Source organism: Thioclava indica (assembly GCF_000714545.1).
Lineage (GTDB): Bacteria > Pseudomonadota > Alphaproteobacteria > Rhodobacterales > Rhodobacteraceae > Thioclava > Thioclava indica.
In genome coordinates this window covers 1-10,351 of record NZ_AUNB01000059.1, presented here as the reverse complement: position 1 = coordinate 10,351, position 10,351 = coordinate 1, and the positions used below count along the sequence as shown (strand labels likewise).

General features: G+C 54.4%; 5 protein-coding genes and 1 pseudogene. All 6 read right to left on the bottom strand.

The window, feature by feature from the left end; all coding sequences use genetic code 11:
* Positions 1-116 precede the first annotated feature (116 nt).
* Complete coding sequence (locus DT23_RS14930) at positions 117-1,997, bottom strand: ATP-binding protein (protein WP_038132498.1); 1,881 nt, start codon at positions 1,995-1,997, stop codon at positions 117-119.
* Between the two features lie 163 nt (positions 1,998-2,160).
* Positions 2,161-3,825, bottom strand: a complete 1,665-nt coding sequence (gene tnpC / locus DT23_RS14925; RefSeq protein WP_038132497.1) for an IS66 family transposase — start codon at positions 3,823-3,825, stop codon at positions 2,161-2,163.
* Positions 3,826-4,031: 206 nt separating this feature from the next.
* A complete protein-coding gene (locus DT23_RS20350; protein WP_081847215.1) occupies positions 4,032-4,283 on the bottom strand; it encodes a helix-turn-helix domain-containing protein in 252 nt (83 codons plus the stop codon).
* A 404-nt stretch (positions 4,284-4,687) separates the two neighbouring features.
* On the bottom strand, positions 4,688-5,116 hold the full coding sequence (locus DT23_RS14920; protein WP_038132496.1) for a hypothetical protein: 429 nt from the start codon (positions 5,114-5,116) through the stop codon (positions 4,688-4,690).
* Positions 5,113-10,008, bottom strand: coding sequence for a DEAD/DEAH box helicase (locus DT23_RS14915; protein WP_038132495.1), 4,896 nt, complete (start codon positions 10,006-10,008; stop codon positions 5,113-5,115). Before DT23_RS14915 ends, DT23_RS14920 begins: the two co-directional genes overlap by 4 nt.
* Positions 10,009-10,149: 141 nt before the next feature.
* A pseudogene (locus tag DT23_RS19760) lies at positions 10,150-10,351 on the bottom strand (hypothetical protein); the annotation flags it as partial.

The following is a 10,351-nucleotide window of genomic DNA, read 5'->3' as shown; positions in this document are numbered from 1 at the left end:
CGTCACCCAGATTCAACCATAGCTCGTTTTGTTTCGGGTGTATCCTCAGCCACCTCCGAATTCTACTCTCGCTTGCCCAGCGGAAGCAAGTCATCTGGCCTGCGGTATCCGTCCTCTTAAGCGTCGAACTCCGCAATCATACGGGAGACTTCACCGAACCAATTGCGTATCTCGTTGTCAGGGTCAGTCTGGGTTAGTCGGTCGGCAGTCATCTTCGCAACTATTCCGTTGTTCAACGATGACTTCGCCTGCCGCATTTTCTTGCTACGCTTGTCTTGGGCTACATTGGCCCATTCCGCTCCACCACTTGCCAAATGAGCTGCCTCGGCAACCCGTTGAGGCACATCATCAAAGTCCGCGAACGGCGCCCCAAAAGCTACCGCCGCCCCATTTTCAGCGTAAAACTCGTTGATGGCTTCATGATGGAGATAATTCTCAAGTTCACGCTTATTCGTCGCGACGGCTAGGCACGTTGGCCGAGCGTTAACCTTTACCATATGGTCGTGATACTTGGGGTTAGCCGGTGGCGGATTGTCTCGATCACATATATGAAGCTCCGGGCGATTAAGGGCCTTCAAGCGAGAGCTCCAGACAGCCAGATTACTCCCGCCGAGCGGAATGAAAATTAGTTCCCCGTCAACCTCAAGCCGTTCAAGGTCCGGCACATCCTCACCGGCTGCCCGGAGAATGCGCGCAATTGCGGTAAGGAAAGAAATGTCGTGCGGCCCCTCAACGCCGATAAAGACTTTGACATTATGGTCAGGTAAAACCCCTAGAGATTTGGCCATCTCTTCCGAAATTTCGGGGCTGCCCTCGTCGATACTCCGGAGGCCCACATCATTGCGGCGTATGAAGCGAACGTCACCTTCGGGTAGGTGCCGCGACAGCATAGGCGTATGAGTGGTGATGATCACCTGTCGCCCATCTACGGCTGCCAGCTCTCTCAGAGCTTTCAGCAGTAACCGTTGATTTCTAGGGTGCTGGCTCGTTTCAGGTTCTTCAATCGCGTAGATAATTGAGGTTGAATTCCGTTCAACAGCGTTCTTTTCTGCTTGTGCGCGGAAAAAGTTCAGTAGGACTAGTCGCTTTACCCCACTTCCACGCTTGTTAAGCGGTATTCCTTCGTCACCAGTAATGCTGGTGGAAAAGAGCGTGTCCCACTTTTTGGTCGTCACAATAGGCGCAAGCGTCTCTGCAATGGAAGCATCCATCTCCCGCAGCTTGTCCACCGTGGCTGCCGCAATTTTCTTGACCTCAGCTTCGACGTAGTCCTTGACCTCCTGCAATTTCGGCTCCACCTCCCTAATTGCTTCGCGAATAGCCGCTTTTAAGGGGTCTTGCGCTTCCGCATCTTGATCCGTGCTCGCTCGATCAGACTTGAATAGAGCGAAGGTTGGAAGAAACCGCTGCAGAGCGGCCCATACCTGCTTTCCCCCTTCGACCTCGAGAGAGACGGGAACTTCAGCCAATTGTAGGTCGTCACATGAAGCCCAAATGGCTGATCTCACCGGTGCGTTTGCCCGCTTATCAACGTCATTAAGTTCAATGCCCAAAGCGGCGGCCCTTTTGCTAAGATCAGCCTTTCTGAGAGCCAGCAAGTCGTTGTAACCATCTGTTGTCGGGTGCATAGCTATGGCTTCAATGGACGATGCCTTGGGGCTGGCCAGCGCTCCGTTGTATGTCTTTCTGACAACGAGCGTTCCTGCTCTGCTCAGTAAGAACTCCGAAGCGAGCGTGGTGGGGAATTCCGCATCTACGACGATGGAGGCAGGTAGCTGATCAAACTCACAGCTGATACGCATGAGCTTCGGGTCGCCGTTCTTACTTGCATCATCCTTGTCCGGATTCGTCGTATCGAAAAAAATTGAGAGCGCATCCATCAAGGTCGACTTGCCGACGTCGTTCCGTCCAACCAATGCTGTAAGATCGTTGAAGCGAACTGATATGGGGGCAGCATAGCAACGAAAGTTCTCGACCGTTAAACCGATGAGGCGCATAAATTTAATTCTCCAAAACACACCTTTCATTTATGGCTGACCTTGGCGCCTCGTCAAAGGAAATCTCTTTCACCATCAGATTCAGCGTGGCAGACGTTCACATGTAAACTAAAAATCTGCTTCAAAGAACACGTTGGCAGATGTTCTGCCAACCAAAAGCTTATCACTTTATCATAAACTCTACTGGAGCATTCCAAGGTAGAAGCTTTTCGTATTGCGAGCGCGGAAGTTTCGCCGCGATCTGGTCAAATACCCATTTCAAGTAGGGCTCTGCGTTCACGCCATTGAGCTTGCATGTCTCGATGATCGAACTATGAATCCCCCACGCAGCTGCCCCCTCCTCGCTACCGAGGAACAGCACATTTTTGCGCAGCAGAATCGTCGGCTTGAACATCCGCTCGACTGCGTTTGTATCGAGATCAATGCGGCCGTCATTGACAAAGGCGGTTAGGTATTCCCATTGCCTGAGGATATAGCGGATCGCTTGCGTCATCTTACTCTTGGAAAGATGGTGATCTGAATGTTCAATCAGGAAGGCTTTCAAGCGGTCCAATATGGGGGCTGAAAATTCGCGTCGGTGCGCTTCCCGGATCAGAGGCGGCCTGCCTCTGATCTTTTTCTCTTCGTCATAAAGCTCCTCAATAATCTGGATTACCCGCTTCGCATCGTGAGTCTTATTGAATTCATATTCATCAGTGAAATTGCGTCTCGCATGGGCCCAGCATTTGACCGGTGTAATATGCTCTACAGGCGTTGCGGGCCTGCCCAGCTGTCCGTATCCGGCATAGGAATCCGTCTGAACAATGGCTCTGACGCCATCAAGAATATCATGGATATTGTGCATCGCCCGAGTATCCCGTGGGTAATAGATAACCACGGGAGGCTTGTTCCCTGCGAAAGATCTATCATCACGCAAGAGAGCATAGAGGTAGCTAGTCTTGGTCTTGCCTTTTCCGGGTTGTTGGATGGGCAACGTGGTTTCATCCATGAACAGCCGCTCGCTGTTGGTTTTCAGTTCCTGCTCCATCAACTCGTAGATCGAGAGGAGTGCTTCATTTGCAAGTCGGTTTGACCATCTCATGAGAGAGCTTCGGTTCAAGTTGACACCCTGAGACAGGAAAATGTTTTCCTGCCGATACCAGGGCAATTGCCACCCAAAACGCATCGTGATCGCATTGGCCATAAGCCCGTGGCTCATCACCGTTTTCGGGAAAATGCGCGGGGCAAATTTCGTGCCTTTGATCACGCCCTTCATCCGGCAGCCATATTTCGGATACAGTCGGACCGCTAAGTAGTAGCGCGCTGGGATCACCTCCAACGTCTCGTTCTTCTCCATGTCTATGATTGGACCGCCGCAGCCACAGGGGCATTTTTTGTCTTCAGTCCCCATGTATATTTCGCGCCTTTCAATGTGGTCAGGCCATACTCGCTTGCCGCGCCCGTTGGTGTTCCGAGGCTTCGGGCGATCAGCGTTTTTTTGCCCAGCCGCAGTGCTCTCGGCCGCTTTTCCCGAAAAAGCGGCATTTTCTTTGGGAGGAGTGTCTTCGCTGGTATCTTTCGAATGGGACGCCTTTATCTTGTCCGGGTGGTGATCCGCGCTCGAACCGAAGGCTTGTTTGTTGAGTTTTGCTATTTGCCGTTTCAGTCGCCTGATTTCGGCCTTCATGAGTCTGTTTAACATGTTTGCTTTCATGCCTTCTTCGCGAAGGGTTTCATTCTCTGAAATCACTTCGTTCCAAAGCACGTGCAGACGCTGCACTAACCCCGGCCCTTGAAGTCCGGAGGATACCAAAATGTCGTTTTTTAGCTGTTCAATCGTATCGGGCATGTCCTGCGGCACGGATGGATACCGCGCCCTCCATCTAAGACATGAAGGCAAAGCTCATTCAGCCATGTCCGCCGGATTGCGGGCACGGGGCTTGACATTTCTTCGGATGTGATGGATGGAGAGGATATCGCCGCACGCGATTTTTCGAGGCCCTTGGGATTCCAGTCCCGGGGCCTCAACCTTTCCAGAGCCTGAATATTATTGGCTCATGAAGCGCCCCCCTTGTTTTCTTCAGGGTATCGTTCCGGGAATAGCTGCGGCGCTTTCGTGCCAAGAGCCTGGGCCAAATGCGCCTCGATGCGCGCGGATCGGCTCCTGCCGAGTGATACCGAGCTTACTGCGGGGAGGCCGACGCCGACTCGACGAGCGATTTCGGCGAGCGAGAGACCTTGCCGGTCCAGCTCGTATTTAATCCGAGAATGTCGCTCTCTATCGATTGGGAAATCGTTGCGCACCATACACCAGCTCCGCGAATCAGTGATTAACGGGATGGCGAAATGAAAGGGCTAAGTCAACCCTTTGCGTCAAACATAAAAATATACGCCACTAAAACTTAGGCGCTGTGGAGGTTGATACTCCTAGTTTTTCGCACGGTCAATCCTTTTTTCGCACATCTACAGACCGTTCTACGAGGGAGCTTGGCAAGTCGCTCAGTGTCCTCAAGCAACCAAATAACGCGAATAGAGTCCACCCAACTAGTTGATTTTTATAATTAAATGTGGCGACCCCAGTGGTCGCTCATGCCTTTTGGTCCAAGATCATACTGTAATTTTCGCACGACGAATAAAGCCGTTCTTTCTTTTTCGCACATCTGTCTGATCACTACCGTTTTTCGCACTTCTCGCAAAAACTTTAAGACTGCTCAGCGCCACCGGCAGCTCTGCGCATCATCAAGGGTCTCCGCCTGCTCTAGACAGCTTCGAATGTCATCGAGGTTCTCGGAGAGATCATCGCGCTCTGTAGTCACGGTTTTCAAGGCGGTGGCGACCACGCGGCTCTTGTCGAGCAAATCGTTGTATTTGGCGACCAGGTCATTGTGGTCCGCCAGCACGCGATTGTAGTTATCGACGCATTCGGTGACGTTCGATTTGCAGGTGAAGCCCTCGTAATTGCACTGGTAGGTATTGAAGCAGGCAGCGTTCGCGTCGACACATTTACCCGAACTGGAGCAGACGGTGTCGCCGTAGCCGAGGCAGGCGCCACGATCACCCCAATTGCAGCTGAAGTTTTGCTGTGCAGCCACGCCCGTGGGTATCAGCGCGGCGAGCAGGACGAGTGCTTTAATTTTCATTCCGGCAGCTCCAGCTTGGGCAGGTTGCGCACGATCTTCATTGTCTCGAGGCTCACGGTGATCACGCGCTGGAACAGCTCCAGCGGATAGGCGGGGTTGTGCATGGTTTCGTTTGCGTAGTCGTTGGCGTCGTTGACGATGCCGCTGGCCTTGTCGGTCTTCACCACCTGGCGCTCCATCACCCATTCCAGCGCGGGCTTGCCGTTTACGACATAGTCGTAGGCCTCGAGTGGGATGTCCGTCATAGTGATGTTGGCGTTGTAGATCACCGTGGTCTTGTCGGTGTCGCCGCGCTTGCCAGCAAATTTCATTTTGGTGACGCGGTAGAAGGTCGTGGCGTCGTCGATCTTCCAGAGCGCGGGCGTGCCCTGCTTGTAGGTGACGGGATATGGCTCCACCGTCTCGTAGTTCACGTGCAGATCGCCAAGGCGCCGTCCGGCGTCGGCGAAGGCGCGGAAGTCGGCGTAGGTCTTTACCGCCGGGATGCGGGGCAGTTCCTTGGTCAGGTTGTCGGCGTAGCGGTCGCGGTAGTCGGGCGAATGCAGCAGGCCGTAGACGTAGTAGAAGATATCCTCCTTGGTGATCTCCTCGCCCGGATAGGCGGCCTCGAAATGCGCCAGCCCGGCATCGGTGATCGCGTCACGGCGCTGAAGGCCAGAGGACTGGCCCTCGAAGAGGCCGCCGGGGTCCTCGTCCTGCTGGTCGTAGAGGTAAAGGGGGAAGCACTGAGCACCATCGCGGTCAGCGGCATGAAGTGCTGGAATGCAGTCTGTCATTAGGGCAGTGAACCCTCCCCGGAAACCTGGACCGGACATTCCGATTACCCGATTCCCTATGTCATCAACAGGAAAGATTTTTGGTATCTGATAGACCATAGCATTCAAATCTCTCCCATAATAAAGGGGTGACTTGGAGAAAGGTCTATAAAGCCCACGGCGCACTGAATCTTCGTGAAGCTCATGGCTTCGCCCCCTCAATAGGTCGTTGGTAAAATTTCTATTCCAGCTAATTTTTGTGGGGTCGACTTTCAGTGACTTTGAGAAAGCTTCAACGTCCCCATGGGCGCGTCCGCGTGCAGCGATGTTATTGTATTCGTTTATCAGGCCAGCAATATGATCCATGAGCTTTTTGGTTGAACTATTGTAGCACCAAGCGTCGCGACCTGTAGCAACACCGAGCGTATACGTTGAAAATATTGTTGGAGCTGCTCTGTCTTTCTTGTCTCCGATCGGCAAGAATTTCTCAAATTCTACACTCCGTTGCTTGACCCAATCATGGTGTTCGTTTGGAAGGATTGTCTGCCAAGCTTGACGTTCGTCTACGCCACCGACGCTGGCAAAATCCCGCACGATTTTTAGCTTTTGATCACGGGTCAAGTAATCACCGATGTCGTGAAACTTGATGTCTCCGAATTCTTGTGCATCTGGATTTTTAACAAAAATGCAAATCGCAATTGGGGCACGACTTCCCGATCCAAATGTTTGGCCGCCTTCGCGACGTGATCGCTCACCTGTGGTTCTTTGGTTGCCCCGTAGGTGGAAGATATACAAGTTGCTAAACTCTTCAGCGAGGCAAGCCCTCATTCCATCGGCTGAATTACCCTCAACCCAGCCGGCGTTCGTCACAAAGCCCAAGACACCGGTATCTCCGATCCGATCCGACGCCCAGCGGAATGCCCGAATATAACTATCGTATAGGCTCTTTACCGAGGTTTGAACCGATCTCGCAGCGTAGGTATCCCGGAGTTTCGCATCGAGTGCCGGGTATCCCACATTCGCATTGTTATCGTTCGCATTAGCTTGCCCCGCTGAATACGGCGGGTTGCCTACGATTACTCTGATATCCAGCCCCTTCTGCCGGGTCCGGCGTTCGGAGTTGTCGGGCATGTAGAGCGCTAGCTCATCGTCGCCTTCATACATCTGGAAGGTGTCGGTCAGGCAGATCCCCTCGAAGGGCACGTAGTCGTTGCTTTTAGCAATCCCTTGATAGACCGCTTCGATATTGATCGCGGCGATGTAATAGGCCAGCAGGACGATCTCATTGGCGTGAATCTCGTGGCGGAACTTGTGCTCCAGTTCCTCCGGCGCGATCAGGCCCGATTGCAGCAGCCGCGTGATGAAGGTGCCCGTGCCGGTGAAGGGGTCGAGGATGTGGACCCCCTTTGACCCGAGGGTCTGGCCGAAGTGTTCCTGCAACATTTCGTTGACCGAATGCAGGATGAAATCGACGATCTCGACCGGGGTGTAGACGATGCCCAGCTTCTCGGTCGTGCGGGGGAAGGCGTTGCGGAAGAACTTGTCGTAAAGCTCGACGATCAGGCGCTGCTTGGCCTGCGGATCGGTGATCCCGTTGGCACGGTTGCGAACGCTGTCATAGAACTTTTCGAGGTCCTTGGATTCCTTGTCGATCCGGTTCTCGTCCAGCATGTCCAGCACTTGCTGCATGGCACGGGAGACGGGGTTCTGATCGGTGAACTGGTGATCCTCAAAAAGGGCCTGGAAGACAGGCCGCGTGATGAGGTGCTGGGCCAGCATTTCAACGGCGTCCTGTTCAGAGATAGAGTCGTTCAGGTCGTCGCGCAATTCGGCAAGGAAATCGTCAAATGCCGTGCGCGCCTTGGTCTCGGGATCGGCCAGAATGCCCGTGATGCGCGAGATGTGGCGCTGCGCGATCTCGGCGATATTGGTTGCCCAGTCTTCCCAATAGTCCCGCGTGCCGCATTTCTTGACGATCTTGGCCATGATGGCGCGCGAGAACTCGTCAATGAACAGCTCGCCCTGTGTTTCGACCGGGCCGGTGACTTCCGGATCGCGTTCTGCGCCGCCCTTGCCGATTGCGCTTTCGGCCTTAGCCTTGCGCGTGGGCAGATCCTTGACCTCATGGGTGATTGAACGAAGTTCCTCGGATTCCTTGGTAACCCCGACGATCTCGATCCGGTTAGACACATCTTGGCCGAGCGAAGCTTGATTGATGGTGCCATCAAAGCGTTCGTCATGGGCGCGGAGCGCGTTCAAGATCTGCCAGACAACCTTGTATCGATCATTGTCTTTCAGAGCCACTTCAGGCTCGACACCTGCCGGCACGCCGACCGGGAGGATGACATAGCCCATCTTCTTGCCTTCCGCCCGCCGCATCACTCGGCCCACGGATTGCACCACGTCGATCAGCGACTTGCGTGGATGTAGGAACATGATCGCATCAAGAGAGGGCACATCAACGCCTTCAGACAGACAGCGCGCGTTGGTCAGAATGCGTGCGGTATTGCCCTCGGCATCGGCCTTGAGCCAGTCGAGCAGTTCGTTGCGCGATTTGGCATTGAAGGTGCCATCGACATGTTCGATCTCGATGTCGAGCCGGTCAGGAGACGAGGGCGCATCATCTTCGATCAGCGCGTCATCGCCGGTGTATTCCGCGACCACCTGGGTGAACTCATCGCGGATCAGTTTTGACGCCGCGATGCTTTTGCAGAAGGCCAAGGCGCGCCGCATAGGCTGGGGATCAAAAGAGATGTCTTGCTGGAGATCCTGCTTCGTCAGGGCCTTGTAGCAGCCGATGATTTTTGTCGCGTCGTCCAGGTCGAGTTCGGAATTCTCGTCGGCCAAACGTTTCTGCACATTGGCACTAACAAGGCCCTCGTCCATCGCGAGAACGATCACCTTGTAGTCGGTCAGCAAGCCCTTCTGGACAGCCCAGCCGAAGCCCTTATGGAGCAACGTTTTGCCGTAGAGGCTTTCGTCATCCATCGATGACAGAACGGCCGCCTCTTCGTCTGCCTTCGACTTGACCGCATCGCCGAAGATCCGCGGCGTGGCTGTCATGTAGAGGCGCTTACGGCCTGCAACATAGGCGTCGTCATGGATCCGAACGAAGTTCGAGTCCTCCTCACCTGCCAAAGTCGCGCCCGTTGTCCGGTGCGCCTCGTCACAGATGATCAGGTCAAAGGCCGGAAGGCCCGCTTTCTGTGCGGCGTCGAGAACGCCGATCGACTGGTAGGTTGAAAATACGACTGTCATGCGATCGGCCGCGTCGATAGCGGCTTTCTCGACCAGACGTTCCGGATTGGTCGTCGCTGGGAATGCGAGATCATGCGCGTCGATTTCAGCGGCATCATCAGCCCCGACCCGGCGTTTGCCCACCTGAGCATCCGAGCACACCGCGAAAGATCGTAGCGGCGTCTCGGTATCGTTGGTCCATTCGCGCACCGTTTGGGACATCAGCGCAAGCGATGGCACCATAAAGAGCACGCGTCCGCCCTTGCCGACGAGATCCTCGGCAATCTTCAGTGACGTAAAGGTCTTGCCGGTGCCGCAAGCCATGATCAGCTTGCCACGATCATCGGTTGCCAGCCCCGTGCGAACAGCTTCGAGCGCTTCGATCTGGTGCGGCCGGAGTTTCTTCTTCTCAGAAAGAACAGCCTCACCACGAAGGCCAAAGATCGCCCAATCAATCGGGCTTTCCCGTAGGTGGGTAAGTGAGATGCGCACAACCGGAATTGTCTGGCCGGAGATTATTTCCTCGGCGTTCGAGCCCCAAGGCACCGTTGTCGAGTCGATCACCAATCGGCGCCGAAACGGCTCTTTGCCTGAAGCCGATATGAAACTGTCGATATCAGCCTTCTGGATCCGATGCGTTTCGGCATAGAATTTGCATTGAATCGCCGCGAAACCTTCTTCATTCCGGAGCTTCGCAACCAGGTCAATGCCGATATCCTTGCCGCTCCAGCCATGCTGGTCGGCCCAATCCTTCCAAGTCCAAACCTCGGAAAACTCCTCAGCCTGCACCGGATCTACGGTCAAATAGGCGCAAGTGAGACGCTCGAAATACGTCCCTTTTTCTCGTTCTGTGACAGCGGCTTCACGATAGGAGCGGAGAAGGTCATCAATGGCGGACATCGGGGCAAGCTCTTTAATGAATTGCGATCTGTCTTGACTAAACCACTCTATCGCCTCGGAGCAACTTCGACCTCGCTGCGAGCTTAAATTAATGTCGTTAGCAAAGGCACGGCCAAGTAACTCGGCGACATCCCTCCAAGCTCAGCGCGCCTTCGCCGGATACCCCACCGAGACATTGCGCAGCTTGGTCGTTCCGATCTGAAACTCTGTCGCAAGATGGGTATGCCCAAAGAGCCATCGCTCAGGCTGGTGGCGCGTTATCAAATCGCTGAGGTCTGAGGCATAGGCTTGCGGCACCGGGCCGCTCGGCGACAGTGCGAAGGGATGGGGCGCATGATGGGTC

Coding starts and splice junctions, on each gene's coding strand:
- DT23_RS14930 (WP_038132498.1), bottom strand. CDS start 1,997: ATGCGCCTCATCGGTTTAACGGTCGAGAACTTTCGTTGCTATGCTGCC.
- tnpC (WP_038132497.1), bottom strand. CDS start 3,825: ATGCCCGATACGATTGAACAGCTAAAAAACGACATTTTGGTATCCTCC.
- DT23_RS20350 (WP_081847215.1), bottom strand. CDS start 4,283: ATGGTGCGCAACGATTTCCCAATCGATAGAGAGCGACATTCTCGGATT.
- DT23_RS14920 (WP_038132496.1), bottom strand. CDS start 5,116: ATGAAAATTAAAGCACTCGTCCTGCTCGCCGCGCTGATACCCACGGGC.
- DT23_RS14915 (WP_038132495.1), bottom strand. CDS start 10,008: ATGTCCGCCATTGATGACCTTCTCCGCTCCTATCGTGAAGCCGCTGTC.